Below are 26,958 nucleotides of genomic sequence, written 5' to 3'. Positions count from 1 at the left end.
GAGGCCATCCCCCATGGCTCACGATCTCAACGACACCCTGATCTTCGTGAAGGTGGTCGAAAGCGGCAGCTTCATCGCGGCCGCGCGCGTTCTGCGCCTGCCCAAGACCACGGTCAGCCGCAAGGTGCAGGAACTGGAAACGCGCCTGGGCGCGCAGCTGCTGCATCGCACGACGCGCAAGCTCGGCCTGACCGAAGCGGGCAACATCTACTTCGAGCACTGCCAGCGCATCGCCCGAGAACTGGCCGAAGCCGAAAGCGCGGTCGGCCAGCTGCAGGGCGGCCCGCGCGGCTGGTTGCGCATCACCGCGCCGTATTCGGTCGGCATCACCTGGATCGCGCCGCTGCTGGGCGAGTTCCACGCGCGCCATCCGGAAGTGCGGGTGGAGATGAACCTCAGCAACGAAACCGTGGACATGATCGACAAGGGCATCGACGTCGCCCTGCGCGTCGGCGACCTGCCCGACTCGAACCTGATCAAGCGCCGGCTGGCGATCTTCCGCACCCAGATCTACGCCAGCCCGAACTACCTCGCCCGCCACGGCGAACCGCTGCATCCCGACGACCTGCGCCATCACCGCACCCTGGCGATGCCCAAGTCGCGGCGCAACAACGAATACATCTGGACGCTCAGCGACGGCGAGCGCAACGTCGATTACGTCATCGACCCGGTCATGGTCGCCAACGACCCCGGCCCGCTGCGCGGCGCGCTGCTGTGCGGCGAAGCGCTGATGCTGGCCGCCGACGTCACCGTCAAGGCCTTCGCCGAACAAGGCTACGTGCAACGCGTGCTGGCCGGCTGGACCGGCCCTGAGTACGAGTTCAACGCGGTGTTCCCGCGCGGGCAGGTGCAATCGCCGAAGGTGCGCGCGTTCGTGGACTTCCTGGTCGAGCGCCTGAACTTCGACGCCGACTACATGCAGGTGCTGTGCCCGGACGCCAAGCGTTTCCGCAAGGCCTCGGAAGAAGCCGAAGCCACCCTCGCCCACAGCCTGGCGAAGGAAGCCGGCGAACCGCGCACGATCGCGGTGCCGGTGGTGGAAGCGATCGAAGCCATCGCCGAAGCGGTGGACGCCAAGCGCCCCGGCAAGACGCCCGCACGCGCCGCCAAGCGCGCCGAGGATGGGGCCGCGCGCCGGGACGATACGCCTAGTGATGAGGATGCGGCGTTGGTGTAGGCGGCGAGGTTATCGAAACCTCCCCATCGATCGCACCGACTCCCAACGCCCTCCCCGCCTCAGCGAATCCCTCCTACCGATCCCCCCTTTGAAAAAGGGGGGCCAGGGGGGTTTCTCTTTTGCTCTTGCTTGTCCCAGCAAAAGCAAATCCCCCGCGCTGAAGCCATCCTCGACCCCGATCAACGCCGGGCGCCCGCCCCCTTTTCCAAAGGGGGCAACAGGTCGTCGCTTCGTTGTTGATGAAAGACTACGCCCCCAACCGCCACGACAACCCCGACACGCGCGCCGCGTGCCGCGACAACGCCAGCCGCAGCACCGCTTCGCTGGCGGCGATATGCAACTCACGCCGCGCCCGGGTCAGGCCGGTGTAGATCAGTTCGCGCGACAAGTGCCGTGCGTCCTGACGCGGCAGTTGCAGCCACACGCTGTCGAATTCCGAGCCCTGCGCCTTGTGCACGGTCATCGCGAACGCGCCGCCGTGCGCGGGCAAGGCCGAGGGATGGAAGCCGCGCACGCCGTCGCTGCCACCGGCGAACCACGCCACCGTCGCCGCGCCCGCATGTTCGTCGCCGCGCGGCCGCAAACACACGCCGATGTCGCCGTTGAACAGGCCGTGGCGATAGCTGTTCTCGGTCACCAGCAACAGACGGCCGTGGAAATACGCCGGGCGATGGCTGCCGGCCAATGCTTCCTCGATCCGCGCGTTCAAGGGCGCGGCGCCCTGGCCGCCGTCGCGCATCGCTGTCAGCAGACGCAGCTTCGCCGCCAGGGCCAGCGCCTGCGCCGGATCGTCGGTCGCGCCGATTTCGCGCCACGCCGACAACAGGCGCTCGCGCCCGCCGCCGGCCAGCGGATCGTGCAGGTCTTCGTGGAAATGCACGCCGGCCAAAACGCCGCCGCGCAGCAGTTCGAGCGCGGTGTCGGCGTCGCCGGCACGCGTGGCCTCGGCCAGCGGCGCCAGGTCCAGGCTCTCGGCCTGACGATAGCCGCGACGCAGATGCACGCGATACGCGCTCAGCGGCTGCGCCGCGTGCTGGACCGGCGTGTCCTCGCCGAGCAAGGGCCGCAGTTGCACGGCCCACTCCGCCGGCAAGCCGTCGTCGTCGCCGGCCGCATCGACGATCGCCGCGAGCACATCGCCGGCTTCCACCGACGGCAGCTGATCGCGATCGCCGAGCAGAATCAGCCGCACGCCATCGGGCACGGCCTCGACCAGCTTGCACATCAGCGGCAGATCGACCATCGAGGCCTCATCGACCACGATCACATCGAAGGCCAGCGGATTGCGCGCGTCGTGACGGAACCGCGGGCTGTCCGGCACGCTGCCGAGCAAGCGGTGCAGGGTGCTGGCCTGTCGCGGCAAGGCATCGCACAGCGAGGCCTCGACCGCGTCGAGCGTGCACAGGCGTTCGGCCGCCGCGCGCAGGCTTTCGGCCATGCGCTCGGCGGCGCGGCCGGTCGGCGCGGCCAGGGCGATGCGCGGCGGCGGCACGCCGTCCAGGCGCGCTTGCGCGATCAACAGCACCAGCAATCGCGCGATGGTGGTGGTCTTGCCGGTGCCGGGGCCGCCGGTGGCGAGCAGCAGCGACTGCAGCAGCGCCAACGCCGCCGCGCGCGCCTGGCGGTCGTCGTCGCGCGCATCGGGAAACAAGGCCGCGAACAGCGGCGCCAGCGCAGGCAGATCGGCCGGCGCCGGCGCGAACGCGGCGATGCGGCGCAGGCCTTGCGCCAGGCGGCGTTCGTATTCGCGATAACGACGCAGATACAGCAGCCCGCGTTCGAGCACCAACGGCGCCGCCGGATCGGCCGGACGGTCGGCCTGCGGCGTCGCGATCCAGCGCGAATCGGCCAGCGCCGCCAGCCATTGATCGCCATCGGGCCATTCGATCGCCGCTTCGGTCAGCAACTGCGGGCGGCGCGGATCGAACGCGGCGTGGCCGCGCGCGATCGCCTGCGAAGCCAGCGCCGCCGCGGCGAGCACGCGATCGGGCGTGTCGCGATCGAGCCGGCGCAAGGACTGCGCCAGGGCGTGATCGACCGTGCGCAGCGCGCCTTCGCGGTAGAGGCTGTCGAGCAGGCTCATGGCGCGACCCTGCCGCCGGCGAACAAGGCATCGATGGCGTCGACGAGTTCGCGCGCGGGTTTGTCCGCGTGCACGCCCGCGGCCGGGTCGCCCGGATCCAGGCCGCGGCAGAACAGATAGCGCACGCCGCCGAAATCGCGCGCGTAGTCGTAGGCCTCGCCGAGTCTGAAGCGCAGCCAGCGATGCAGAGCGATGGTGTAGATCAGCGACTGCAAGGTGTATTCGCTCTCGTTCATGGCCCGCTCGATCTGCGCCGGCTCGTAGTCGGGCAGTCGGTTGGTCTTGTAGTCGAGCACGTAATAGCGGCCTTCGAAGGCGTAGACCAGGTCGATCTTGCCGGTCATCAACCCTTCCAGGCGGCGGCGCAGACCGAAGGCGCGGCGATCGCGCAGCCAGCCGTGCGCGTGCAAGGTCGCCAGCAGCGCATCGACCGGCGCCGATTCCAGGGCGAAGTGGAATTCCATTTCGCTGCGGCGCTGGTGCTCGGCGATTTCGCACAATCGCGCGCCTTCGGGCATGCGCGCGGTCAGGGTCAGGCCGACCAGCGACGTCAGCAGCGGCAGGCCGTCGTCGATGTCGGCTTCGACATAGCCTTCGCCGCGCATCGCCGCGGCCAGGATATCCGGCGCGCCGTCGGGCGCCGGCCGCTCCGGCGTCCACTCGCGCCAGGCGGCGAAATCCACGCGCTCCAGGGCGTTGTGCACGACATTGCCGAAGCGGCTGCCGGAGTAGCGCGCATCGCCCGGCGTCAACGCCACCGCCGCGGTCTGCGGTTCGTCTTCGGCGCCGCGCTCGTCCTGCGCGGCCTGGGCGACGCCGCCGTCTTCGTTGGTCAATTGGGTGAAGCTGTAGACCCACCAGTCGCGCGGCACCGAACGCCGCGCTTCGCGCGCCGGCGGCACCGCGCCGCTGGCCAGCGGCGGCAACGGCGTCGGCGCGGGTTCGGGCAGCGCGGCGTCGATGACGATCTCGCCCTCGTGTCCGCTCGCGAGCGCGTCCAGGTCGGCCAGCATCGGCCGCAACGGCGAGGCCGGGGCCAGATACAGAGGCCCGGTCGCGATCCACAGCGCATGCCGGGCGCGGGTCAGGCCGACGTAGAGCAGGCGCGCGTCTTCGGCGCGCGCCTCGGCGGCGGCGCGTTCGCGCGCGCTGTCCCAATCGGGCGTGCGCGGATCGGACACCTGCGTCTGCAACTGCATGATCCGGCCGCGCTGCGGATCGGGGTATTCGCACCAGCGCCCGCCGCGCGGCTCGCGGCCGATCGCGACGAAGGGCATGAACACCAGGCCGAACTCCAGGCCCTTGCTCTTGTGCAGGGTCAGGATCTGCACGCGGTGCGCATCGGATTCCAATCGCAGTTGCTGTTTCTCGTCGCTGTCGTCGGCCTCGGCGATGCGCAGTCGCAGCCAGTCGCGCAAGCCGTGCAGGCCCAGCGAACGGGTATCGGCTTCCTGCAGGGTTTCGCCCAGTTGCAGCGTGTTGGTCAGGCGCCGCTCGCCGTCGTTCAAGCCGAGCAGACGCGGCGCGTGTTCGGCGCACAGGTCGGCGATGAGCGCGAGCGGGCCGTGGCGCTGCCAGCGTTCGCGCCAGGCCAGCGCGCGCAGTTGCCAGTCGCGCTGCAGGTCGTCCTCGCGCGCCAGTTGCGCGATCGCCGCGCCGTCCAGGCCGATCAGCACGGTCGCCAGCGCCGCGCGCAGACGGCCGCCGTCGCCCGGATGCAGCAGCGCGTCGAACAGAGTCAGCACTTCCATCGCCTGCGCGGTCGCGAACAGGCTGCGCCGGCCGGCGGCCACCGCCGGAATGCCGGCGGCGATCAGAGCCTGCTGGATGCGCGCGGCTTCGTCGTGGCTGCGCACCAGCACGGCGATGTCGGCCGGCAGCAGCGCGCGCGCGCCGATGGTCGCGCGGCCTTCGCGCGCATCGCGCAGCCAGCCGTGGATCGCGGCGACGCAGGCGCGCGCGGCCAGATCGCGCGATTCCGGCGCGCTCCATTCGGGTTTCTTGCGGCCGTCCTCGGGCGCCGGCAGCGCGCGCACGGTCAGGGCCGGCGCGGTCGCGCCGTCGCGTTGCAGGTCGGCGTCGGCGACCGCGCCGCCGGCCTGGACTTCGCGGAAGGCGATGCGGGTATCGACGAACGCGGTCTCGCCGGCCTGCGCGTACAAGGCCGAGATCGCGCGCAGCAGCGACGGCCGCGAGCGGAAGTTGTGATCCAGCGGCGGCGCCTGATCGGCCAGCGCGGCGGCGGTCAGGTAGGTGTGCACGTCGCCGCCGCGGAAGCCGTAGATGGCCTGCTTGGGATCGCCGATCAGGAACAGCGCGCGCTGCGCGAAAACGCGCTGGAAGATCGCCCACTGGCGTGGATCGGTGTCCTGGAATTCGTCCACCAGCGCCACCGCGTACTGCTCGCGCAAGCGCTGCGCCAGAATCTCGCCTTCGGGGCCTTCCAGCGCCGCGGCGACATCGCCGATCAGATCGTCGAAGCTCTGCACCCGGCGCACGCGCTTGAGTTCGGCCAGGCGTTCGCGCGCGGCATCGCGGATGCGGTGCACCAGGCTCACCGCCTGTCCCGCCAGCCATTGATCGCGCTGCGCCGCAGCGTCCAGGTACGCCGCGACCGCGTCGAACAAGGGCGAAGCCGGCGTCGCCGCGTCCTTGCCCTTGTTGGTCTTGGCGGCCAGCGCGGCCGGCGTGAGTTTCTCGATGCGCTCATCCAGCGGCTGCGCGGCGTCGCCGTTCGCGCTCCACTGCTTCAACGCCGACCACAGATCTCGCGGCAAATTCGCGCGGTAGCTGTTGCCGTTGAGCACCTTGCCGGCGATAGCGGCATCGAGCGCGGCGAAAGCGTCGTCGCCGTGCTGGGCGAAGCTCGCGCGCAGCGCGTCGGCGGCGTGCAACAGGTTCGGCAGCGGATCGGCCGCTTCGGCCGGCGCTGGCGGCAACAGCAGCGGCGCGCGCAGCAACGCGCCCAGGTCGGAGGCCAGCGACTTCGGCCCGCCCGGCCATTGCAGCGACAGCAATTCCGCCGCGGTCGCCTCGCTGCCGAACGCGCGCCACAGGTCCAGGGCGATTTCGTCCAGCAGTTCGCGCTCGCTGCCGATCATCTCCGGCGCGGCGAAGGCTTGTCCGGTTTCCAGCGCGTGCTCGGCCAGCACTCGCGCGCAGAAGCCATGGATGGTAACCACGGCGGCTAGATCGATCTCACGCGCGGCGCGCTGCAGGCGCGTGCGCAAGGCGGCCGCGCCTTCTTGTTCGGCTTGCGCGCGAACCAGTTCGCGTGTGATCGCGCGTTCGGCGTCGTCGTGATCGGCCGGCAGGGCCGGATCGTCGGCGGCGATGCGCGCGGCCAGCAGCAAACGACGGCGCAGGCGCTCGCGCAGTTCCTGCGTGGCCGCGTCGGTGAAGGTCACCGCGAGGATTTCGCTGACCCGCAGGCCGCGTTCGATCACCAGGCGCGCGACTAAGGTGGCCAAGGTGTAGGTCTTGCCGGTGCCGGCGCTGGCCTCGATCAGGCGCAGGCCGTCCAGCGGCAGGTCGAGGAAGGGATCGCGTGCGAGGTTCATGCGCCGCCGTCCTCGTCGCGTCCGTGCACGACCGCGTCGAACACCAGCCGGGCGATGCCGCGGAATTGTTCGCCCAGTTCCGGGTCCAGGAACGGATCGCGCCCGCGCAGCGCCAGTTGCACGCCAGCCGGGCTGGCCTCGCCCCAACTGCGGGCGCTGCCGTGCCATTGCGTTTCGGCCTTGTTCCAGCCGGCGTGACCGCGGCCGTCCTGGTCCTGCGCTTGAGCTTCGTACCATAGCCAACCGGCGCGCGGCAGGAACGGCAGCGGCATGCGCAGGCCGTAGTCGCGCAATCGCAGCAAGGCGCGCAGCGCGGCCTGGGCGGCGGGCGGCGACAACGCCGGACGCAGATGCGGCCCGGGGCCGTCCGCGGCCTGCGCGAACTGCGCCAGCGGGCGCGCGTCGCCAAGCGCGGACAGCACCAGCCAGTCCAGGCCGTGGGCGATCTGCGAGGGCCCGTGCAAGGTGTCGAAACGCAATCGCGCCAAGCCGCCGGCATAGACATCGTCGAGCCGGCCGCGCAGCTGCGCTTCGCCCAGATCCAGATCGAACGCCAACGCCTGCGCCTCGCCGCTGCGCCAGCGCGCGAACGCATCCGCGAACGGCCGCACCTGCCCGAGCAAGGCGTCGAGCTGACGCCGGCCGAGCGGACCCGACGGCAACAGCGCGCGCGCGCGCAGCGCGGCCTGCAAACGGTCGCGATCAATCGCGCCGTCGCCGGCCAGCAGATCGTCGAACACGGCGCGTTGCAATTGCTGGCGGAACAGGCCCGGGCCGGGCAGCACCAGCGGTTCGACATCGTCCGCGCTGTCGATTTCGTCCGGCAGTTTCAGGCCCAGCCGTTGGCGCAGGAAGGCGCTGGGCGGATCGCGCAGGAAGCTGCGCAGATCGCGATAGTCGATGACGCCGTCGTGGCCGCCGGCATCGGCCGGCGGCGGGTCCGGCGGCAGCGGATCGTCGAGCCACGGACCCAGTTCGAGCCGCTGCGAGCGCGCGCCGGCGTCCACCGCCGGGCGCCATTCGCCGCGATAGCTGAAACGCCGCGGCTCCGGCTCGGCGCCTACGCCGGCATCGGCGCCGAACGCGGCCGGCGCGAACGGTTGCAGCGGTTCGCGCACGGTGAACTGCGCGCGCACCCGCGCCGGGTCGGCGTGGTAGCGCGCGATCACGTCGAGCAGCTCCGACACCAGCGTGGACGGCTCGCGCTGGCTGCCGTCGCGCGGATCGGCGCCGAGGTAGCTCAGATAGAAGGTGTCCGAGGCGGCGGCGAACAACTGCAGGAACAAGAAGCGGTCGTCGTCGCGCAGCGAACGGTCGCCGTGGCGGCGCGCGGCGGTGCCCAGTTCGGCGGCGAGGCGGTTGAGGCCGCCGGCCGGATCGCGGCGCGGATAGTCGCCGTCGTTCATGCCGAGCAGGCAGATCGCGCGGAACGGGATCAGCCGCATCGGCACCATGCGGCCGAAGCTGACGCCGCCGGTGAGCAGCGGCGCGCGCGTGTCGGCCTCGGCCAGCGCGGCGCGGAAATGCGCGCGCACCACTTCCGGCGGCACCGCGCCGTCGTAACCGGCGTGCGCGGCGTCGCTGGCGAAGCGCTCGATCAGGCTGCGCAGGCGTTCCAGCGTGCGCTGATCGGCGGCCTCGCGCGGGCGTTCGGGCAGCAGCGCGCGCAGCAGGCCGAGCAGGCGCTCGGACCATTGCGCGGGGGAGAGGTCGGCGGCCAGGCCACGTTCGAAACGCGCCAGCACGCGCAGCAGGCGGATCAGCGCGTCGAGCGCGTCGAGCGAGGCGCCTTCGAGTTCGGCATACGGGGCGATGCCGGCGACCATGTCGTGGCTCGCCTCCTCGCCGCCGGCGGCGTGGCCGATCAGCAGGCGGTCGAGCGCGAACGCCCAGGTGTAGGCATCGTCGCCGGGCGCGTCGTGGCGGCTGCGATGGGCCGCGTCGATGCCCCAGCGCGCGCCGGCGTCGCCGAGCCACAGGCGCAGGCGGTCGAGGCCGGCGCTGTCCAGTCCGGCCTGCTCGGCGATCGCCGCGGTCGCCAGCAGATCGAGAATCTCGCTGAGGCCGAAGCGCGACACCGGCAGCGCGAGCAGGCGCAGGAACACTTCCGCCAGCGGCTCGGCGGCGAGCGGGCTGACGTCGGCCAGCGCATAGGGAATGAACCCCGGCCGCCCGGCCAAGCCGCCGAACACCGCCGCGATATGCGGCGCGTAGGGATCGATGTCGGGCGCCAGCACCGCGATCTCGCGCGGCTGCAGCGGCGGATCGAAGCGGCGGCCTTCGGGCGAATCGCGATCGAGCAGCGCCTGCAGTTGATCGTGCAGCACCTGCACCTCGCGCAGGCGGGTGTGGCAGGCGTGGACTTGCACGCTGGCGTCGGCGCGGTCGAGCTGCGCGCGCCACGGCACCGACGGCAGCGCGCGCCGGTGCAGCAGGTCGCGTTGCAGGCGTTGCAGCAGGCTGTCGCGCGCCGGGTCGTCGTGGCGGCTTTCTTCCGGATCGGCGTAGGCGGCGATTTCGCCGGAGGGATGCACGACTTCGTAGCCGCCCAGCACCGCCATGAAATCGCGCCCGGCCGCGCCCCAGGCCTGCAGCAGCGGGTTGTCGTCCTCGCCGAAGGCGGCGTCTTCGCCCTGGCGCAGGCGCTCGGCCAGGGTGCCCAGATCGCCCCAGTATTTGCGCGTGGGCGTGGGCAGATAGAAGTGCAGGGTGCCGGCCAGCGCTTGCGTGGCGATCACCCGCAGCACGTCGGGCGAGATGTTGAGGGTGGCGAAGGCGAACAGCCGCGGCGGCAGGCCGCGCGGGATCGTCGCCGGGCCGCCGTGATCGGCGCCGAAGCGGGCGAGGTAGTCGTCGATGCGGCGCGCGCGATAGCGGCGGCCGGCGGCGACGCGGCGCCACAGCGCGGCCTGCGCGTCGTTGCGCTCGTGGCCGGCGTCCCAGGCCAGCAGCCAGTCGCGACGCCAGGCCTGGTATTTCTCGAACAGCGAGGCCAGTTCGCCCGACAGCGACCAGGCTTTGATCGGATCGTCGCCTTCGAGGTAGGCGCGCAGCGGCGCGAGCGCGGGTTCGCGCAGTTGCGCGGGCTGGGACAAGGTGGCGTAGACGCGCCAGTGCAGGGCGGCGGCGTCGAGGTCTTCGCCGCGCTCGGCCTGGGCGCCGGTTTCGTTCGCCTCCAGCGCGCGTTGCACGAATTCGCCGGGGGTGAGGAATTCCAGATTGGCGGCGATGCCGTGCGCCTGCGCCAGCGTCGCTTGCAGCCAGCGGCGCATCGCCACCTGCGGAATCAGCACGGTGTCCGGCGTCAACAGCGCCTGTCCCGGCGCCGGCGCGCGCAGTTCCTGCGCCAGCATTCCGGCCAGCACGTCCAGCGCATTGGAGTGATAGAGACGGAAATCGGGGCGCGCGGACATTCGGACATCTTGCCGCATGGGGGCTCCGGGCGCAGGAGCGGGATGTGGCGTTTGTGTTTGGGGGTCAGGAGCAAATCCCCCCTGCCCCCCTTTTTCAAAGGGGGGAATTCGTCCTGAGAGGACGTGGTAACGGAGCGATCGTCGCTTCGTCGAGTGCGAGCCTGCGTCGCTGTCAAACACCACGCACCCCATCGAAGCGTTCCCCCCTTTGAAAAAGGGGGGCCAGGGGGGATTTGCTCTTGGCGACAATCAACCAACCGCTTAAAACCGTTTTAATCCACCCCCGTCACGCTTCCACCTCACACACTGCGCCGACCCTCCGACCGACCCATCTCCGGGCGCAGACCGCTAAGCTGCGACAATGGCGCCACGCTCCAACCCCGTTCAGCCTCGCTGGGCCAAGCTGCGCCGTTTTGTAGACGCACCCGCTTCGCCCCGCCCGCACCGGATTGTCTTTCCGCATGACGACGTCATCGCCCATCGTCCGCCTGACCGACCTGCGCCTGGATCGCGGCGGCCGCAGCGTGCTGCGCGGAATCAATCTGTCGGTGCCCAGCGGCAGCATCGTCGCGGTGCTGGGGCCGTCGGGCAGCGGCAAGTCCACGCTGCTGTCGGCGCTGACCGGCGAGCTCGCGCCGGCCGCGGGCAAGGTCGAGGTGTTCGGCCAGCAGGTGCCGCAGAACCAGCGCGACCTGCTCGAACTGCGCAAGGGTATCGGCGTGCTGCTGCAAGGCAACGGCCTGCTGACCGACCTCACCGCCGCCGAGAACGTGGCGCTGCCGCTGCGCGCCCACACCCGACTGCCCAATGCGCTGATCCGCCGCTTGGTGCTGATGAAGCTGCACGCGGTCGGCCTGCAGGCCGCCGCCGACGCCTACCCGCGCGAGCTGTCCGGCGGCATGGCCCGCCGCGTCGCCCTGGCGCGTGCGCTGGCGCTGGACCCGCCGCTGATGATCTACGACGAACCGCTGACCGGCCTGGACCCGATCGCCTCCGGCGTGGTCATGAGCCTGGTCCGCCGCCTCAACGACACCCTGGGCCTGACCAGCATCGTGGTCACCCACCACGTCCACGAAACCCTGCCGGTGGCCGACCACGCCATCGTCATCGCCAACGGCGGCATCGTGTTCTCGGGCACGCCGGCCGAGCTGGAACACAGCACCGACCCGCTGGTCCGCCAATTCCTGCGCGGCGAGCCCGACGGCCCGATCGGCTTCGATGCCGCGCCGCGCACTTCGGAGGCTGCTTGATGCCCTTGATCGAGGCCACCCGCTCGCTGGGCCGTGCCGGCCTGTTCTCGCTGTCGGTGCTGCGCGCGTCCAAACCGACCGCGGACTTCTTCCGCGAGCTGATCCGCGAAATCTACAAGATCGGCGCACGTTCGCTGCCGATCATCGCTGTTGGCGGCGCGTTCGTCGGCCTTTCCGTGACGTTGCTGGGCTATCGCGCGCTCGACACCTACGGCGCGGCCAATCAGGTCAGCGCGATGCTGGGCCTGGGCCTGTACCGCGAACTGGGGCCGGTGCTGACCGCGCTGCTGTTCATCGGCCGCGCCGGCAGCTCGATCGCGGCCGAACTGGGCCTGATGCGCGCGACCGACCAGATCACCGCGCTCGGCCTGATGGCGATCGACCCGATCGGCAAGGCGGTGGCGCCGCGGTTCTGGGCGGCGGTGCTGTGCGTGCCGCTGCTGACCGGGTTCTTCTGCAGCCTGGCTATCACCGCCAGCTACTTCGAGTCGGTGCACGTGATCGGCATCGAGGCCGGCACGTTCTGGCAGGTGCTCAAGGACAGCGTCGATTTCTATGACGACTTCCTGATGGCGTTCGTGAAGTCGGCGGTATTCGGCGCGACCGCGGCGCTGGTGGCGGCGTATGTGGGTTACCACGCCGAGCCGACCATCGAAGGCACTTCGGTGGCGACCACGCGCGCGGTGGTCAATGCTTCGCTGCTGGTGCTGATGTTCAACTTCGTGATGTCGGCGCTGCTGTTCAAGTAAGCCGTTTTCCTTCTCCCGCTTGCGGGAGGGGTGCTTTGTTTTCCCTTCTCCCGCGAGCGGGAGAAGGTGCCCGACAGGGCGGATGAGGGCCCGGGTGAGGTTGCAGCGCGGAAATCGCGCGCCCTCACCCCAACCCCTCTCCCGCCAGGCGGGAGAGGGGCTCCAAGGCCTCCGCGGCCCGGACCCTTTCGCAATACCCACACCGTTCCAGACATACCGTTTCCACAGCCGCGTTGATCCGCGCGGGCTTTATCCCCAAGGTGATGCCATGTCCGTCCGCAGTCCCCGCATCGAATTCGCCGTAGGCGCGTTCCTGCTGCTCGCCCTGGCTTCGCTGCTGGTGTTGGCCATCGCCTCCACCAACGGCAAGTTCGGTTTCGGCGGCGATAGCTACAACATCATCGCCAAATTCAGCACGATCGGCCCGTTGCGCCCGAACGCGCCGGTCAAGATCGGTGGCGTGACCGTGGGCCAGGTGGCCGACATCTCGCTGGACCCGGTCAAGTACAAGTCGGTGGTGACCCTGGCCATCAACAAGCGCTACACCCTGTCCGCTGACACCTCGGCCGGGATCCTCACCAGCGGCCTGCTCGGCGAAAGCTATGTCGGCCTGTCCCCGGGCGGCGACCCGGAAAACCTCAAGCCCGGCGACGAGATCTTCCTGACCCAGCCGGCCGTCGATCTGATCCAGCTGGTCGGCAAGTACATGTTCAGCGGCGGCGGCGCACAAGGCGGCAATGGCGGCGGCGCGGCCGCAGCCAAGCCGGCCGACGCCGACGTTCCCGACTACCTCAAGGGCGAAGCCGCCCCCTCCGACGAGAGCAAGAAATGAAGCGCATCCTGATCGCCACCGTCCTCGCCTCGGCTCTGATCGCCGGCGCGCCCTCCCTCGCTTTCGCCCAGGCCACCGCGGCCCCGGGCCAGGCCGCGCCCGCCGCCGGTTCGCCCAGCGCGATGGTGCTGGCCAACAGCACCCGCATCCTGTCCACCCTGGAGTCGCGCCGCGCCGAGTTCAGCAAGAACCGCGCCGCGCTGAGCCAGTTCATCACCACCGAATTCAACACGGTCTTCGACCGCGACTACGCCGCACGCCTGGTTCTGGGCACCCACGGCCGCGGCGCGTCCGACGCCGAGGTGAACCAGTTCGCCGACGCCCTGACCGGCAGCCTGATGCAGCGCTACGGCTCGGCCCTGCTCGACTTCAACACCCGCCTGCAGGTCCGGATCAAGTCCGAGACCCCGCTGCGCGGCGGCGCCATCGTCAAGGTCTCCAGCGAGTTCCTGCGCCAGGGCGGCGAGCCGATTCCGGTGGACTACCTGCTGCGCAAGAACGGCGCGCAGTGGAAGGTGTTCGACGTGATGGTGGAAGGCGTCAGCTTCGTGCAGACCTTCCGCAATCAGTTCGACACCCCGCTCAGTCAGAAGTCGATCAGCCAGGTCGCCGCCGACATCAAGGCCGGCAAGCTGCAGGCCCAGGCGAGCAGCAACTGAGATGAGCGCGGCGAGCGTTCGCAAGGACGGCGAGGCGCTGGTGTTCGCCGGCCCCCTCGACCGTGCCGCGGCCGCCGCGTTGTGGCCGCAGGCGCGCGCGCTGGCCGCGGGCGCGCGCCGTTTCGACCTGACCCAGGTCAGCTCGGTCGATAGCGCCGGGCTGGCGCTGCTGGCCGAACTGGCCGCGCAGGCGCCCGACGTGGCCGTGGTCGGCGAACCCGCCGGCCTGGCCGAGTTGCGCGCGGCGTACCGGCTCGATGCCTCGCTCGGTTTCGGTCACTGACCCACGACCTGCGTCGCATTAACCCATTGTTGCGGTCGCCGACGCCCTCCTGACGAGGCCTGGCCGCCCCCACCGTTGTCCTGGAAGACTAGACTGCAACCATGCGCCCCCACGCACTCCCTTTAGCGCTGGCCCTGGCTTTGGCCGCGCTGCGTTCCGTTCCGGCTCTCGCGCAAGACGCGGCGCCGGCCTCCGTGGCTGCCCTGCCCGAATCCTCCGCCGCCGAGGCGCTGACGCTTGAACCGGCGGCGATCGAATCGCAGCCGGGCCAGGCCGCGGCCGATCCGCAACCGATGCCCGCGCAAGCGGACGCTACGGTCGCGGTGCAGACCGATTCGGCGATCGCGCTGTCGGCGGCCGGGGTGAGCCCGGACACGACCAACGCGAACGAAGCCGCCGCCGAAGCGACCGTCGAACCGGCCGTTGCCGCCGACGCGCTGGCGAGCCGCAGCATCGACCTGGATCCGATGTCGCTGGACTACGCCCTGGCCCAGATCGATCCGTCGAAGGCGCCACCGGCCGGCGCCTCGGCCGATCCGAGCGACCCGCGCACCGACGCCGAACGCGATTTCGACGACATCTACGGCGTGTCGGCCTACGACCCGGTCGCCGATCCCACCCTGCCGGCGCCGGCCAACGTGCCCGGCGCCTACGATCCGTGGGAGAAGTACAACCGCAAGATGCACCGCTTCAACATGGCGGTGGATCGCGCCGTGGCGCGGCCGCTGGCGCGCGCCTACTCCAAGGTGGTGCCGCGTCCGATCCGCCTGGGCGTGAGCAACTTCTTCAACAACCTCGGCCAGCCGGTGTCGATCCTCAACGCGCTGCTGCAGGGCAAGCCCAAGCAGGCGGCGCAGTCGCTGGGCCGTTTCGCCCTCAACAGCACGCTGGGCATCGGCGGCATCTTCGACCCGGCCACCGCGGCCAAGCTGCCCAACCGCAGCGAAGACTTCGGCCAGACCCTGGGCGTGTGGGGCTGGAAGCGTTCGCGCTACGTCGAGCTGCCGTTCTTCGGTCCGCGCACCGTGCGCGACACCTTCGGCATGGTCGGCGACGCCCCGCTGAGCCCGCTGCGCCAGATCGAACGCGACCGCATCCGCATCCCGCTGCAGGGCTTGCAGCTGGTGGACGTGCGCGCGCAGTTGCTGCCGCTGGACAGCCTGCGCGACGGCGCCGAGGACGAATACGCCCTGGTCCGCGATTCGTGGACGCAGCGCCGCGATTACCAGATCTTCGGCGACCGCATGGAAAAGAACGGCGACACCCAGTTGCCGGACTATCTGCAGGACGACAGCAACCCGAGCGTCCCGGCCGATGCGATGCCGATAATGCCTACGGATGGTACTGGCGTGCGTTGATTACGCAGCACGTTTGGCGACATCAATGAACGATGCGATCGCCCGGAAAATGATAGGCCCCGTCTTTAAGATGGGGCCTTTCGCTTTGGTACTGGCCGCCATCGCCATAGACAGCTGGCTCTACCATTCCCGCTGCGAATTCAGTCCAGCGGTGAATTGGTCGCTGGTCGCATTTGGGGGCGCCATGCAGATTTTCGCTGTCGCACTGTTGCTTGCGCCGCGCGTACTGTCTTTCGCACCGACGCTGACGGAGCTGCGTTACCTGGCCCCGATTTCGCTGGTCTTATTCATTTGCGCAGGGGCGGTTGTGCGCGACTCGATCCAGTTCAGCGATGCGTTTGGCCAGTCCAAGGGCTATGTATCTCAGGGCCAGCGTTGCTCGGCTCGATGAAATAGAACGAGTCTGTTCGGCTTCAATCTTTCGACTCATCTATCTGCGGATCGGGTAAACCTGCGGCTCCTTCGATCGGCTGCGGTGCGTCTTCGCCGATATCCACGGCACTGTCGTCATCCCCCGACAACTCCACCAACTTCGCCGGCAACGCGCGGTTCGGCTTCACCCCCATGTCGCGCAGCATCTCCGCCTGGCGGATCACGCTGCCCTTGTTGCGGCTGAGTTTGTCGCGGGCGGCGTCGAAGCTGTCTTTCGCCTGGCCGATGCGGTCGCCGACTTTTTCCAGATCGGCCACGAACGAACACAAGCGGTCGTACAACTGCGCGCCGCGCTTGGCGATTTCCTGCGCGTTGCGGTTCTGCGCTTCCTGCCGCCACAAATGGGCGACGGTGCGCAGCACGAACAGCAGCGTGGACGGGCTCACCACCAGCACGTTGCGTTGCCAGCCGTCCATGAACAGGTTGCGGTCGTGCGTCACCGCCAGCATGAAGGCCGGTTCGACCGGCACGAACATCAGCACGAAGTCCAGCGAACGCAGGCCGTACAAGTCCTGATAACGCTTCTCCGACAGCCCGCGCATGTGCTGGCGCACCGATTCGAGATGGCGCTTGAGCGCGCGCGCGCGCAAGTCGTCGTCCTCGGCGCTGGTGAATTCTTCGTACGCGGTCAGCGAGACCTTGGAGTCGATCACCAGATGCCGGTCTTCGGGCAGATGCACGGTGACGTCCGGGCGGCGCTCGCCGTCTTCGGTGCCATGGCTTTCCTGGACGTCGTATTCCTCGCCCTTGCGCAGGCCGGCCGATTCCAGCACACGCTCCAGGATCAACTCGCCCCACGCACCCTGCGCCTTGCTCGACCCCTTGAGCGCGGTGGTGAGGTTCTTCGCGTCTTCGCTCAGCGACTGATTGAGCGCCATCAACTGCCGCACCTGTTCGCCGAGCGCGGTGCGGTCGCGGGTTTCGTTGTCGTAGACGGTCTCGACCTTGGCCTGGAACTCGGCGAGCTTTTGCTGCAGCGGATCGAGCAGCAGGCCCAGGTGGCTGCGATTCTGCTCGGTGAAGCGCTTGCTCTTCTCTTCCAGGATTTCGTTGGCGAGGTTCTTGAACTGGTTGCTCAACTCGTCGCGCACGTCCTTGAGCTGGGCGATCTTCTCCTGCGCCTGACTGCGTTCGGCGTCGAGCTGGGTGTTGAGGCGGCCCACATCGACCGTGCGCCGGCTCAGTTCGGCCGCGGCCGCGTCGCGCTCGCGCTCCAGCTGTTCGAACTCCAGGCGCAGGCGTTGCAGCGCCTGCTGTTCCTTGTCGAGCTCCGCGCCGGTGCGGCCGATGGTTTCGCGCAGCATGCCGCTGTCGCGCTGCAGCTGGTTGCGCGCGGCTTCAAGTTCGTCGAGCCGGCTCTGCAGTTCGGGAATGCGCGCGCTGCGCTCCAGCAACTGCGCGCGTTCGGCGTTGGCCGCGTTCAACTGCGCGCCCAGTTCGTTGCGCGCGGCCTCCAGTGCGCGCGCCGCGCCGGCGCGCGCGAGCAGCCAGGCGAGCGCGGCGCCGATCAACAGCGCGGACAAAATGGCGATCAGGGCAACGGTCGGGGACATCGAAGGCTCGTGGAACGTACGGGGGACAGGCCGTTCCGTGGCCGAACGCCGGACAAGGGCGTTCTGAAGACGGGCACGGATCGCATGCCTAGTCTAAGCGTCCAGTCTAGGCGGAGGAGTCTCAGGCTCTGCGACGAACCGGAGCGGTGCGGGCGAAGGTGAGGTTCGTGGTTCGAGATGTGGCGGTGTCGACCGAGTGCCGATGCGAAGGCCGCGACTGCGTGTTGAAGGATGCAGCGACCGTGCACTCGCCTGCCGTCCTCCCCACGAACGCGAAGGCCGGGGCGTCACGCCGCGCCCCCAGAACCCGTGCGTCCCGCTTTCACGTGATCACGCCAGCCCGGTCTCGACCGCCGCCCGGGCGCTGTTCCCGCCCAGCCCGAAAAATTGCGGACGCGGTCGCAAAAGCCCATAAGACCACCCCCGCCGCGTTCCATACGGAACAGGATCGAACGCGGCCACTGTGCCAATCTTGGCCGCTCGACCGCCCGGCCTTCGCCGGTCGCGCGCCAAGGACTGCACCCATGGACCCGCAAGATCCCCGGCTGTTCGCCGACCCGCGCGGCGTCTGGCGCGACGACGGCGCCGGCCGCGTGCACGGCATCCGCTGGCACGACATCGACGGCATCGACGGTTACGCGATCGACGCGGCCGACCGCAAGCTGGTGTTCGTCGAGCTCGGCACCGCGGCCGGCGAGCGCCTGGAGTTGCGCACCGACTGGCCCGGTTATCGCGAAGTCGCCACCGCCCTGGTCGTGCATCTGCCGGGACTGGACGTGGAAGCCCTGCATCGCCTGGAACAGACCCGGGCCGAGGATCCGCCGACGATCCTGTGGTGGAAAGACTGAGCAATACTGAAGCCGGCGGACTGCAACTACTCACGCTCTAGCACGGTCGTTGGATGGTCGTCGGCCACGTCCCGTTGTGGATCAGCTGAAGAGGTCGGCAGAAACCGAATGCAACTCATCGACCAATGCGATTGGGCCTGGACGCTGTACGCCGACGGCGAGCGCCGCTATTTGTCGGTGCTGTGCGGCACGATCGCCATGTACGAGCTCACGCTCGAACTCGATGCCGGCGAACGCGCGCGGATCGGGGAGCCGGGATTTCTCGATGGCTTGGCGCGCGAAGTGTCGTATCGGCCCGATAGCTACAAGGCGCGGCATGTGACGGGGTTTCGCGCGCCGGATTGAGCGTCGGATCGTCTTGCTCCCTCTCCCGCGAGCGGGAGAGGGTTGGGGTGAGGGCACGCGAAAGTCGGGAGAACCGAAGTATTCGCGCCGTTGGCGTCAGCCCCCCCGGTCCGAGCGCTACTACGCGTCGGGGCTTTGCCTGCCGCGCGAGCCAATGGCACGCAAGCACGGAGAGGGAGCCAACCTCAATCCAACACCCGGCAAAACACCGCCTTCAAATACCGCGACTCCGGCACCTGCGCCAGCCACGGGTGATCGGCGCCGGCGCCGGACACCTTCAGCACCTGCACGGTGCGGCCGGCGTAGAACGCGGCGCGGCGCAGCATATCCAGGAACTGGTCTTCGCTGACCAGGCCCGTGCACGAGAACGTGGCGAACAAGCCGCCCGGCTTGACCACGCTCAAGGCCAGCTTGTTCATGTCCAGGTATTTCTTCAGCGCCGCGATGACTTGCTCGCGGTCGCGGGTCATCTTGGCCGGGTCGAGAATCACCACGTCGAACTGCTCGCCGGCGTTACCCATGTCGCGCAGGTAGGGGAAGATGTCCGCCTGGACGAACTTGACGTTGGCGCCGTTGAGCTTGGCGTTGCCCTTGGCGATGTTGAGCACGTCGGCGTCGATGTCCACGCCGATCACTTCCTCGGCGCCGCGCACCTTGGCGTAGACGCCGAAGCCGCCGGTGTTGCAGCACAGGTCCAGCACGCGCTTGCCGGCCACCTGCTGCGACAGCCATTCGCGGTTTTCGCGCTGGTCGGCGAAGAAACCGGTCTTGTGCGCGCCGGCCGGGTCGGCGCGGAACTTCACCCCGTACTCGGTGATCGTCGACGGCGGCACCGGCTCGGTGCCGCGGAAATCGAAGCTTTCCTGCTTCTGCACGTGTTCGTCGGCGAAGGCATAGAAACGGCAGCCGGGGAATTGCGCGCGCAGCGCGTCGTAGATCCATTCGCGATGACGGAACGCGCCGGCGCTGAAGTACTCGACCACCAGCAGATCGCCGTAACGGTCGACCACCAGTCCGCTGATCCCGTCGCCCTCGCTGTGCACCACGCGCCAGGCGTCGCTGACCTCGTCGAGCCTGAGCACGTCGCGGCGCAGCGACACCGCCGCGGCGATCTTGCGCGCGAACCAGTCGGCATCGACTTCGACGTCGGGATCGTTTTCCAGCATGCGCAGGGCGATGCGCGAATGGCCGTTGTAGAAGCCACGGCCGATCCACAGCCCGTCCACGCCGACGACGTTGACGATGGCTCCGGGCTTGGGCCGCTGGGCGGGCTTATCGACCAGGCGCTGGAAGATCCAGGGGTGGGTGGATTTCCAGGCGTTCTTGAGGCGTACGGTGGGGATTTCGGTAGTCATCCGGGCATTCTACCGGGGCCGGACGCCGGTCCCGGCCTTTGACCGGGTGCTCAGTCCCGTTCGCGGGACAAAGAAGCCCAGCCGGACCGGCTTGTAAAGGTTTGCGGCGGTGCCAATCTGATTCACATGCACCTGCCCACCGACGCCCCGATCCCCGACACCCCGGCCCAGCGCAAAGCCGACCGCGCGCGCCTGATCCGGGCCCTCAACCTGAGCCTGGCCTTCGTGCTGGTGCTGGTGGCGGTGTTCAGCGCCCAGGGCAGCTTCGACGTGCGCGCCTTCACGGTCCAGCCCTGGTCGGCCGAAGGCCTGATCGGGCTGCTGACCGCGCCGTTGCTGCACGGCTCGATCGAGCACCTGGCCGCCAACGCGACCTCGCTGCTGCTGCTCGGCACCCTGGCCGGCGCGGTCTATCCGAAGGCGACGATCCGCGCCCTGCCGATCATGTGGCTGGGTTCGGGCCTGGGCGCATGGCTGCTCGGCGACCCCGGCAGCTACCACCTGGGCGCCAGCGGCGTGACCCACGGCCTGATGTTCCTGGTGATGTCGCTGGGCCTGCTGCGCCGCGACCGCGCCTCCATCGCCGCGGCCTTCATCGCCTTCCTGCTCTACGGCGGCATGCTGCTGACCGTGTTGCCGCGCGAAGTCGGCGTGTCCTGGCAGGCCCACCTGGGCGGCGCCGTGGCCGGCGTGATCAGCGCCTTCGTGTTCAAGCTCAGCGACCCGCTGCCGCCGCGCAAGCGCTACAGCTGGGAAGACGAAGAAGACGCGCAGATGGTGCCGGTCAACGACGAACTCGAACCGCCCAGCCCGAGCCGCGTGCCTGTGCTGTGGAACCGGCCGGAGCCGAGGGATGTGCAGTCGGGGGTGGTGTTGCGGTTTCCGGGGCGCGGAAACAACGAAGAATAGTCCGCCGGTGGAGCCGTCCCTGCACGGGTTACACTGCGCCAGCTCTCCGCATTCCGGCTCGATCCGAGCCCCGCACGATGTCCGCCAGACAAGATCCAGGCACCGGTATTCCGGTGCCCGAGTACGGGGTAACGATCCCCTGGCGTATCACTCAGACCGAGCTGTACGAGCTTATTCCGCGTGATCGATTCGAGGCCTGCGCGCACGGCCTGACGGTATTGCGCTTCACTTTGTTCGGTCATGCCGCGCCTTACTGGTTCAACTTCGTCAGCTACCCCTGGCTGAGCGAAGTCCAGTTCTTCCGTTGCCGACCCTGTTGGCGAGCGATCAAGCCCCGCTACCGGGCAAGCGCCGACGCCTTGCGTAAGGCGCTGGGACCGACCAGCCACACCGAGTATCGCGACGGGCAGCAGATCTGGGATTTCGCGAACGTCCGCGTCGAGAACTATGTCCATCGCGGTTGGCGGCCCATGGAACGGCCACCACAACGACGCGGCACGAGATACCTGCACACCCTTTCGGTACGCTTGCGATCCGATGCCCAACGGTGAACCCCTATCGCTGCACGGCCCCCGCCGCGCACGCTAGAGTGGCGCCGCGTCCATGGGAGATGGGCCGCGCTCGCCTTGATCGGCACCCACGCGAATTCCCCGTCTCCCCGGCGCGATCCGTCCAACGTCCGCTCCGGAGTTTCGCCATGCGCCACCTGACCGCACCGCTCGTGCTCGCGTTGTCGTTCGCTGCCGCCCCGCTCGCGCAGGCCGCCAGCGCCTGCCATGTCGAGGGCCAGGTCGCCGGCATGGTCATCAACGAATGCACCCAGTCCTTGCAGCCGATTTCGGACGAGCAGCTCAAGCAGCAGTGCAACGGCAAGGTGCCGGGGCTGGAGGAACTCGGCGGCCAGGCCAACGCCCGGCTGGTCCCGGCCTGCCCCAGCGGCGCCAAGGGCGTGTGCGAATCGCCGATGGGCGCGCAGGCCAAGATCCATTACTACAAGCGCTCGGCCGAGGAGCTGGCGAACCTGCAACGCGCCTGCCAGATGCAGCGCGGCAAGTGGACCCAGCCTTGAGCCCGCGCACGGCCACGGCGCTGATCCTCGGCGCCGCGCTGGCAAGCGCCGGCAACGCGGCGCGCGCCGCCGACGCGCCTTCCTTCGACCGGCCCGGCATCGCCTTCGCCACCGGCACTCTGCCCAGGGGCGCCTTCGCCTGGGAACAGGGGCTGCCGGATTTCGAGCGCGACGACAGCGGCGGCACGCGCAGCACCACCTACAGCGCCAACACCAATCTGCGCCTGGGGCTGAGCGACCACGTCGAGCTGCAACTGGCGACCTCGCCGTTCAACTACCTGCGCGAACGCGACGGCGACGGCCGCCGTTCGCGCCATGGCGCGGGCGATACCGGCGTGGCGCTGAAGATCGCGCTGCCGTCCTCGCACGACAAGTTTTCCTGGGCCGTGCTCGGCAGCGTCACCGCGGCTAGCGGCGATCGCGAATTCAGCAACGGCGCCACCCAGTATTCGCTCGGCACCACCCTGGGCTACGACTTCAGCGACGCGGTGTCCGGCGCGCTGTACTTCAATCTGGATCGCAGCGACGGCGCCGACACCTGGAGCTGGTCGCCGAGCCTGAGCTACGCGGTCAACGACCGCGTCGCGGCTTACATCGAAGCCGGCTGGTCGCACACCGACCACCAGCCCACCACCACGGTCGCCGGCGTCGGCCTGACCTTCATGGCGACACCAGCAATCCAGCTCGACGTCTCGCTCGACGCCGGCCTGGACCGCGACAGCCCCGACCTGCAAGGCGGCGTGGGCGTGGCCTTCTACTTCGATTGATCAGCCCACCACGGAGACGACCATGGACGATCGCAATCTCTACGCAGCACCGGCCAGCCAAGTGGTCGATACGCAAGGACCGGCCGGACGCAGCGACGAGTTCTATATCGTCTCGGCGCGCAAGTTCTGCCTGCTGTTCATCAGTACCTTCTCGCTGTACCAGCTGTATTGGTTCTACGTGCACTGGGCGCGCTATCGCCGCGTGCATCAGCTCAGCCTGTGGCCGGTGCCGCGGGCGATCTTCTCCCTGTTCTTCGCCCACGCCCTGGCCGGACACATCGACGAATCGCTGCGCGCCTCCGGGCGGCGCTTTGCCTGGGCCCCGACGACGGCGGCGACGGTGTATGTGGTGGCGCAGTTGATCAGCAATCTGGCCGACCGCATTCCCTGGCCGGTCGCGGCTGAGCCGATCGCCACCGTCGCCACCTTGCTGATGATCGTCCCCACCGGTTGGGCGCTGCTGATGTTCCAACGCGCCGCCAACACCGCCTGCGGCGATCCGGGCGGCGAATCCAATCGCCGCCTGACCGCGGCCAACTACATCTGGCTGGTGCTGGGCGCGCTGCTGTGGCTGGTGATATTCCTCGGCGTGGCGATGTCGTTCCTGCCCGAGCAATACCTCGAAGAACCCTGATGGACGATCGCAATCTCTACGCCCCGCCGATCAGCGACGTCACTCCGATCGCAGGGCCGGTCGGCCGCACGAACGAATTTTTCGTGGTGTCGCCGCGCAAGTTCTGCCTGTTGTACTTCGGCACCTTCGGCCTGTATCAGCTGTATTGGTTCTACATGCACTGGGCGCGGTACCGTCGCGCGCACTCGGTCGCGCTGTCGCCGGTGACGCGCACGCTGTTCGCGGTGTTCTACACCCATTCCCTGACCAAGCGGATCGATGCGTCGCTGCGCGCGTCCGCACGCGTTTTCGCGTGGAAGCCGGCGTTTCCGGCGACGGTTTATGTAATCGCGCAGGTCGTCGGCCTGGTTGTCGATCTGGCCGCGCAAAGCCGGGTCGCGGCGTCCGCCATCGATCTTTTCGACGTGCTGATACTGCTGCCGTTGGGATGGGCGCTGCTGAAGATCCAGCTCGCCGCTAACGCGGCTTGCGCCGATCCGCAGGGCGAATCCAATCAGCTGCTGACGCCGGCCAATTATTTGTGGCTGATGCTGGGTGCGGCGTTGTGGTTGCTGACTCTGATCACGATGGCGGGCGTATTCATCGCCGATTACGTGGGTGAGCTGCGGCCGTAGCGTCGTTCGCCGCGGCGCGTTGCCGCTGCTGGGCGCGGCTTGTAACTCGCGAGACCGGGGACACCCGGAGAGCGGCGCTCAGCCACAGCAACGGCAACAGCAACAGCAACAGCAACAACAATGGCAACTGCGCCGGTTCGCTTGTCGGGCTCAATCGATCAATACCATCCCTCAACGCCCCTTCGCCCATCAAGCGAATACAACGGCTCCAACAATCACTCGAACAAACGCCGGCGCTGGCCGCTCCCGCATCGCCCTCACGCGGCGCCCATGCAGTCGGTCGCGTCGCGCCGCCGCCGTCACTTGGCGGCGCCAGGCGCCGGTGCTAGCGTCGGCCTCGCATCAACCATCGCGTCGCCGGTCATCGCCGCCCAGCCGATAACACGGCGCGAAGTCCGATGCGCAACCCAGGCCGTTTACGCCGATCGGCGCCGCGCCGATCGAGGTCGACCGCCGCAAGCCGCTGTCGTCGCCACCGCCGCGAGAACTCCATGCGCCGTTCGATGCCCGTATTGCTGTCCGCCGTCTGCGCCCTGTCGATGCTGTCCGCGTGCAAACCCGAACCGGCGCCTCCACCGGCCGGCGGCTACGACGAACGCGCCGGCGCCGACGCGCGCCGGATCGAATCGGACCTGCGCTTTCTCGCCGACGATCTGCTGGAAGGCCGCGAGACCGGCACGCGCGGGTTCGATCTGGCCGCGTTGTACGTCGCCGCCCGCTTCCGCGCGATCGGCCTGCGGCCGGCCGGCGATAACGGCAGCTATTTCCAGCAGGTGCCGTTGCTGCGCGCGCAGCGCCTCGACAACGGCGGCAGCCTGAGCATCGAGCGCGCGACCGGCACGGTCGCGCTGCGCTTTCGCGACGATTTCCTCCCGCAGCTCAATTTCGACCGGGCCCAGGCGCAGGTCGCCGCGCCCGCGGCGTTCGTCGGCCAGGCGGTGTACGCGCCGGATCTGGACCAGGACGACTTCGCCGGCATCGACCTGCGCGGCAAGATCGCGGTGCTGTTCAACGGCGCGCCGGCGCGCTTCGATATCGACCGGCGCGCGTTCTACAGCTCGCACCGCGAAAAGATGCGCGCGCTGGTCGAACGCGGCGCGGTCGGCGCGGTGATCGTGGATACCGAAGACGAAGAAAAATCCGAGCCCTGGGCGCACGAGGTGCGTAACTGGAATTGGCCGGGCATGCGTCTGCGCGATACCGACGGCGGCGCCATCGATACGTTTCCGCAGTTGGCGGTGGTCGCGCGCGTCGGCGCGGCCCGCGCCGGCGCGCTGCTCGATGTCGGCGACCACAGCGCCGCTGCGCTGTTCCGCGACACCCGCGAAGGCAAGCTGCGCGGCTTCGATCTGCCCGGCACGCTGAGTTTGTCTGCGCACAACCGGATCGAGCCGGCGCAATCGCGCAACGTGGTCGCGCGCCTGCCCGGCGCCGACGCCGCGCTGGGACGCGAGCACGTGGTGTTCACCGCGCACCTGGATCACCTGGGCATCGGCGCGCCGGTCGGCGGCGACGGGATCTACAACGGCGCGCTCGACAACGCCCTGGGCGTGGCGGTAATGCTGGAGTCGGCGCAGCAGCTGGCGCAGTCGGCGACGCCGCCGCGGCGTTCGCTGCTGTTCGTCGCGCTGACCGGCGAAGAAAAGAACCTGCTCGGCGCGGAGTGGTTCGCGCAGCGGCCGACGGTGCCGCGCGAGTCGCTGGTCGCCAATATCAACGTGGATATGCCGGTGATGCTGGTGCCGACCCGCGACGTGATTCCGATCGGCGTGGAGCATTCCAGCCTGCAGCCGCTGCTGCTGCAGGCCGCGGCCGACATCGGCGTGGAGCTGTCGCCCGATCCGTTGCCACAGGAGAGCATTTTCATCCGCAGCGATCAGTACGCCTTCATCCGCACCGGCGTGCCGGCGGTGTTTCTGCTCGGCGGAATCAAGGGCGACGAGGGCGCGGACCGGCAGCTCAAGGATTTTTTGCGCGATCACTATCACGAGCCCAGCGACGATGCGTCGCAACCGATCCAGTATGCGGACGCGGCGCGGCTGGCGCGGCTCAATGCGCGCATCGGTCAGCGTATCGCCGATGCGGCGCAGCGGCCTCGGTGGAATGCGGGGGATTTTTTTGGCGAGCGGTTTGGCGGGGCCGGTAAGGCGGCGAAACCGTGAAGTTCGAATCGGCCGGGGCGATGTGGGGTCTGGCGATCTGAGCGGAAAGCATCGGGGCGCAAGCCCCTCTCACAAGAGCTGAAACCCCTCCCACAAAATCACGCGCCATGGACGTCGGGTGGGCGTGGCTATACTCGTGGCATGAGCGCAACCACGATGAAAACCCTCGGTCTGCTCGGCGGCATGAGCTGGGAATCGACCGTGCCGTACTACCGCATGATCAACGAGACCGTGCGCGATCGTCTCGGCGGCCTGCATTCGGCGCGGCTGCTGCTGTACAGCGTGGACTTCGCCGAGGTCGAACGCCTGCAGCATGCCGGCGACTGGGACGCGGCCGGCGCACTGCTCGGCCGCGCCGCGTGTTCGCTGCGCGACGGCGGCGCGCAGTTGCTGCTGATCTGCACCAACACCATGCACAAGGTGGCCGCGCAGGTCGAAGCGGCTTCGGGCCTGCCGTTGCTGCACATCGCCGATCCCACCGGCGCGGCGATCCGCGCCGCCGGGCTGGGCAAGATCGGCCTGCTCGGCACGCGCTTCACCATGGAACAGGAGTTCTACCGCCAGCGCCTGATCGAACGCCACGGCCTGGAGGTGCTGGTGCCGCCGGCCGAGGATCGCGAGATCGTGCATCGGGTGATCTACGACGAGTTATGCCTGGGCAAGATCCTGCCGCCGTCGCGCGAGGAGTATCGGCGCATCATCGCCGGCTTGGTCGCACGCGGCGCGCAGGGCGTGATCCTGGGCTGCACCGAGATCGGCCTGTTGATCGGCCCGCAGGACGTAGACGTGGCCTTGTTCGACACCACCGCGCTGCATGCGCGCGCGGCGGCGCTGGCCAGCCTCGGCGAAGCGCCGGCGCCGTAGTCGCCGCTCCCGCCGCCGCGGCGGTGGTGTTGCAGCCGCGCT

The 26,958-nt window shown here is 69.1% G+C and carries 23 protein-coding genes; 18 read left to right on the top strand and 5 right to left on the bottom strand.

Features of this window, described 5'->3' with window-relative positions:
• Positions 1–13: 13 nt before the first annotated feature.
• Positions 14–1,177 (top strand): LysR family transcriptional regulator, encoded by a 1,164-nt coding sequence (locus tag LG3211_RS00440; protein ID WP_083512189.1) that lies wholly within the window; start codon positions 14–16, stop codon positions 1,175–1,177.
• Positions 1,178–1,424: 247 nt separating this feature from the next.
• On the opposite strand, the gene recD is transcribed toward LG3211_RS00440, so the two are convergent.
• The 3 genes from recD to recC are packed head-to-tail and all read right to left on the bottom strand — an operon-like array spanning position 1,425 to position 10,233.
• The gene (recD, locus tag LG3211_RS00435; protein WP_057941117.1) at positions 1,425–3,260 is read right to left on the bottom strand and encodes an exodeoxyribonuclease V subunit alpha; all 1,836 of its coding nucleotides are present in this window, start codon (positions 3,258–3,260) and stop codon (positions 1,425–1,427) included.
• Positions 3,257–6,820 (bottom strand): exodeoxyribonuclease V subunit beta, encoded by a 3,564-nt coding sequence (gene recB / locus LG3211_RS00430; RefSeq protein WP_057941116.1) that lies wholly within the window; start codon positions 6,818–6,820, stop codon positions 3,257–3,259. Before recB ends, recD begins: the two co-directional genes overlap by 4 nt.
• Positions 6,817–10,233 (bottom strand): exodeoxyribonuclease V subunit gamma, encoded by a 3,417-nt coding sequence (recC, locus tag LG3211_RS00425; protein ID WP_057941115.1) that lies wholly within the window; start codon positions 10,231–10,233, stop codon positions 6,817–6,819. The genes recB and recC overlap by 4 nt, the downstream gene beginning before the upstream one ends.
• Positions 10,234–10,694: 461 nt before the next feature.
• Between recC and LG3211_RS00420 the strand changes: the two genes are divergently transcribed.
• The 7 genes from LG3211_RS00420 to LG3211_RS00390 all read left to right on the top strand — a co-directional run bounded on the left by LG3211_RS00420 (position 10,695) and on the right by LG3211_RS00390 (position 15,755).
• Entirely contained in the window at positions 10,695–11,483 is a 789-nt protein-coding gene (locus LG3211_RS00420; protein WP_057941114.1) for an ABC transporter ATP-binding protein, read from the top strand.
• Positions 11,483–12,232, top strand: coding sequence for an MlaE family lipid ABC transporter permease subunit (locus LG3211_RS00415; RefSeq protein ID WP_057941113.1), 750 nt, complete (start codon positions 11,483–11,485; stop codon positions 12,230–12,232). Before LG3211_RS00420 ends, LG3211_RS00415 begins: the two co-directional genes overlap by 1 nt.
• A gap of 268 nt (positions 12,233–12,500) precedes the next feature.
• Entirely contained in the window at positions 12,501–13,064 is a 564-nt protein-coding gene (gene mlaD / locus LG3211_RS00410; RefSeq protein WP_057941112.1) for an outer membrane lipid asymmetry maintenance protein MlaD, read from the top strand.
• Positions 13,061–13,723 (top strand): MlaC/ttg2D family ABC transporter substrate-binding protein, encoded by a 663-nt coding sequence (locus tag LG3211_RS00405; protein WP_057941111.1) that lies wholly within the window; start codon positions 13,061–13,063, stop codon positions 13,721–13,723. The genes mlaD and LG3211_RS00405 overlap by 4 nt, the downstream gene beginning before the upstream one ends.
• Before the next feature lies 1 nt (position 13,724).
• Complete coding sequence (locus tag LG3211_RS00400) at positions 13,725–14,006, top strand: STAS domain-containing protein (RefSeq protein WP_057941110.1); 282 nt, start codon at positions 13,725–13,727, stop codon at positions 14,004–14,006.
• 194 nt (positions 14,007–14,200) lie between these two features.
• Positions 14,201–15,364: an MlaA family lipoprotein gene (locus tag LG3211_RS00395; protein WP_235112611.1), complete on the top strand. Its 1,164-nt coding sequence runs from the start codon at positions 14,201–14,203 to the stop codon at positions 15,362–15,364.
• Positions 15,365–15,389: 25 nt separating this feature from the next.
• Complete coding sequence (locus LG3211_RS00390) at positions 15,390–15,755, top strand: hypothetical protein (RefSeq protein ID WP_057941109.1); 366 nt, start codon at positions 15,390–15,392, stop codon at positions 15,753–15,755.
• Positions 15,756–15,777: 22 nt separating this feature from the next.
• Here LG3211_RS00390 and LG3211_RS00385 read toward each other — a convergent pair whose 3' ends face one another.
• Positions 15,778–17,349 carry a DNA recombination protein RmuC gene (locus LG3211_RS00385; RefSeq protein WP_057941108.1) on the bottom strand — a complete coding sequence of 524 codons (1,572 nt, stop codon included), beginning with the start codon at positions 17,347–17,349 and terminating at the stop codon, positions 15,778–15,780.
• Positions 17,350–17,873: 524 nt separating this feature from the next.
• Here LG3211_RS00385 and LG3211_RS00380 point away from each other — a divergent pair.
• Together LG3211_RS00380 and LG3211_RS00375 are read left to right on the top strand one after the other, a co-directional pair.
• A complete protein-coding gene (locus tag LG3211_RS00380) occupies positions 17,874–18,197 on the top strand; it encodes a hypothetical protein (RefSeq protein ID WP_057941107.1) in 324 nt (107 codons plus the stop codon).
• Between the two features lie 108 nt (positions 18,198–18,305).
• Positions 18,306–18,542 (top strand): hypothetical protein, encoded by a 237-nt coding sequence (locus LG3211_RS00375; protein WP_057941106.1) that lies wholly within the window; start codon positions 18,306–18,308, stop codon positions 18,540–18,542.
• A 185-nt stretch (positions 18,543–18,727) separates the two neighbouring features.
• Here LG3211_RS00375 and LG3211_RS00370 read toward each other — a convergent pair whose 3' ends face one another.
• Complete coding sequence (locus tag LG3211_RS00370) at positions 18,728–19,897, bottom strand: class I SAM-dependent rRNA methyltransferase (RefSeq protein WP_057941105.1); 1,170 nt, start codon at positions 19,895–19,897, stop codon at positions 18,728–18,730.
• 132 nt (positions 19,898–20,029) lie between these two features.
• Between LG3211_RS00370 and LG3211_RS00365 the strand changes: the two genes are divergently transcribed.
• From LG3211_RS00365 to LG3211_RS00330, 8 genes are all read left to right on the top strand, one after another.
• Positions 20,030–20,806, top strand: a complete 777-nt coding sequence (locus LG3211_RS00365) for a rhomboid family intramembrane serine protease (RefSeq protein WP_425479988.1) — start codon at positions 20,030–20,032, stop codon at positions 20,804–20,806.
• 77 nt (positions 20,807–20,883) lie between these two features.
• Positions 20,884–21,357: a hypothetical protein gene (locus LG3211_RS00360; RefSeq protein ID WP_148648677.1), complete on the top strand. Its 474-nt coding sequence runs from the start codon at positions 20,884–20,886 to the stop codon at positions 21,355–21,357.
• Between the two features lie 146 nt (positions 21,358–21,503).
• Positions 21,504–21,875, top strand: coding sequence for a hypothetical protein (locus tag LG3211_RS26925; protein ID WP_057941102.1), 372 nt, complete (start codon positions 21,504–21,506; stop codon positions 21,873–21,875).
• Positions 21,872–22,642: a transporter gene (locus tag LG3211_RS00350; protein ID WP_057941101.1), complete on the top strand. Its 771-nt coding sequence runs from the start codon at positions 21,872–21,874 to the stop codon at positions 22,640–22,642. Before LG3211_RS26925 ends, LG3211_RS00350 begins: the two co-directional genes overlap by 4 nt.
• A gap of 22 nt (positions 22,643–22,664) precedes the next feature.
• Positions 22,665–23,276: a hypothetical protein gene (locus LG3211_RS00345; RefSeq protein ID WP_057941100.1), complete on the top strand. Its 612-nt coding sequence runs from the start codon at positions 22,665–22,667 to the stop codon at positions 23,274–23,276.
• Entirely contained in the window at positions 23,276–23,890 is a 615-nt protein-coding gene (locus LG3211_RS00340) for a hypothetical protein (RefSeq protein ID WP_057941099.1), read from the top strand. Before LG3211_RS00345 ends, LG3211_RS00340 begins: the two co-directional genes overlap by 1 nt.
• A gap of 491 nt (positions 23,891–24,381) precedes the next feature.
• Positions 24,382–26,052 (top strand): M28 family peptidase, encoded by a 1,671-nt coding sequence (locus tag LG3211_RS00335; protein WP_057941098.1) that lies wholly within the window; start codon positions 24,382–24,384, stop codon positions 26,050–26,052.
• Between the two features lie 156 nt (positions 26,053–26,208).
• Positions 26,209–26,916, top strand: coding sequence for an aspartate/glutamate racemase family protein (locus LG3211_RS00330; RefSeq protein ID WP_057945162.1), 708 nt, complete (start codon positions 26,209–26,211; stop codon positions 26,914–26,916).
• Positions 26,917–26,958 lie beyond the last annotated feature (42 nt).

Source organism: Lysobacter gummosus (assembly GCF_001442805.1).
GTDB lineage: Bacteria > Pseudomonadota > Gammaproteobacteria > Xanthomonadales > Xanthomonadaceae > Lysobacter > Lysobacter gummosus.
This window is presented reverse-complemented; position numbering and strand designations above follow the sequence as displayed.

Coding starts and splice junctions, on each gene's coding strand:
- LG3211_RS00440 (WP_083512189.1), top strand. CDS start 14: ATGGCTCACGATCTCAACGACACCCTGATCTTCGTGAAGGTGGTCGAA.
- recD (WP_057941117.1), bottom strand. CDS start 3,260: ATGAGCCTGCTCGACAGCCTCTACCGCGAAGGCGCGCTGCGCACGGTC.
- recB (WP_057941116.1), bottom strand. CDS start 6,820: ATGAACCTCGCACGCGATCCCTTCCTCGACCTGCCGCTGGACGGCCTG.
- recC (WP_057941115.1), bottom strand. CDS start 10,233: ATGTCCGCGCGCCCCGATTTCCGTCTCTATCACTCCAATGCGCTGGAC.
- LG3211_RS00420 (WP_057941114.1), top strand. CDS start 10,695: ATGACGACGTCATCGCCCATCGTCCGCCTGACCGACCTGCGCCTGGAT.
- LG3211_RS00415 (WP_057941113.1), top strand. CDS start 11,483: ATGCCCTTGATCGAGGCCACCCGCTCGCTGGGCCGTGCCGGCCTGTTC.
- mlaD (WP_057941112.1), top strand. CDS start 12,501: ATGTCCGTCCGCAGTCCCCGCATCGAATTCGCCGTAGGCGCGTTCCTG.
- LG3211_RS00405 (WP_057941111.1), top strand. CDS start 13,061: ATGAAGCGCATCCTGATCGCCACCGTCCTCGCCTCGGCTCTGATCGCC.
- LG3211_RS00400 (WP_057941110.1), top strand. CDS start 13,725: ATGAGCGCGGCGAGCGTTCGCAAGGACGGCGAGGCGCTGGTGTTCGCC.
- LG3211_RS00390 (WP_057941109.1), top strand. CDS start 15,390: ATGAACGATGCGATCGCCCGGAAAATGATAGGCCCCGTCTTTAAGATG.
- LG3211_RS00385 (WP_057941108.1), bottom strand. CDS start 17,349: ATGTCCCCGACCGTTGCCCTGATCGCCATTTTGTCCGCGCTGTTGATC.
- LG3211_RS00380 (WP_057941107.1), top strand. CDS start 17,874: ATGGACCCGCAAGATCCCCGGCTGTTCGCCGACCCGCGCGGCGTCTGG.
- LG3211_RS00375 (WP_057941106.1), top strand. CDS start 18,306: ATGCAACTCATCGACCAATGCGATTGGGCCTGGACGCTGTACGCCGAC.
- LG3211_RS00370 (WP_057941105.1), bottom strand. CDS start 19,897: ATGACTACCGAAATCCCCACCGTACGCCTCAAGAACGCCTGGAAATCC.
- LG3211_RS00360 (WP_148648677.1), top strand. CDS start 20,884: ATGTCCGCCAGACAAGATCCAGGCACCGGTATTCCGGTGCCCGAGTAC.
- LG3211_RS26925 (WP_057941102.1), top strand. CDS start 21,504: ATGCGCCACCTGACCGCACCGCTCGTGCTCGCGTTGTCGTTCGCTGCC.
- LG3211_RS00345 (WP_057941100.1), top strand. CDS start 22,665: ATGGACGATCGCAATCTCTACGCAGCACCGGCCAGCCAAGTGGTCGAT.
- LG3211_RS00340 (WP_057941099.1), top strand. CDS start 23,276: ATGGACGATCGCAATCTCTACGCCCCGCCGATCAGCGACGTCACTCCG.
- LG3211_RS00335 (WP_057941098.1), top strand. CDS start 24,382: ATGCGCCGTTCGATGCCCGTATTGCTGTCCGCCGTCTGCGCCCTGTCG.
- LG3211_RS00330 (WP_057945162.1), top strand. CDS start 26,209: ATGAAAACCCTCGGTCTGCTCGGCGGCATGAGCTGGGAATCGACCGTG.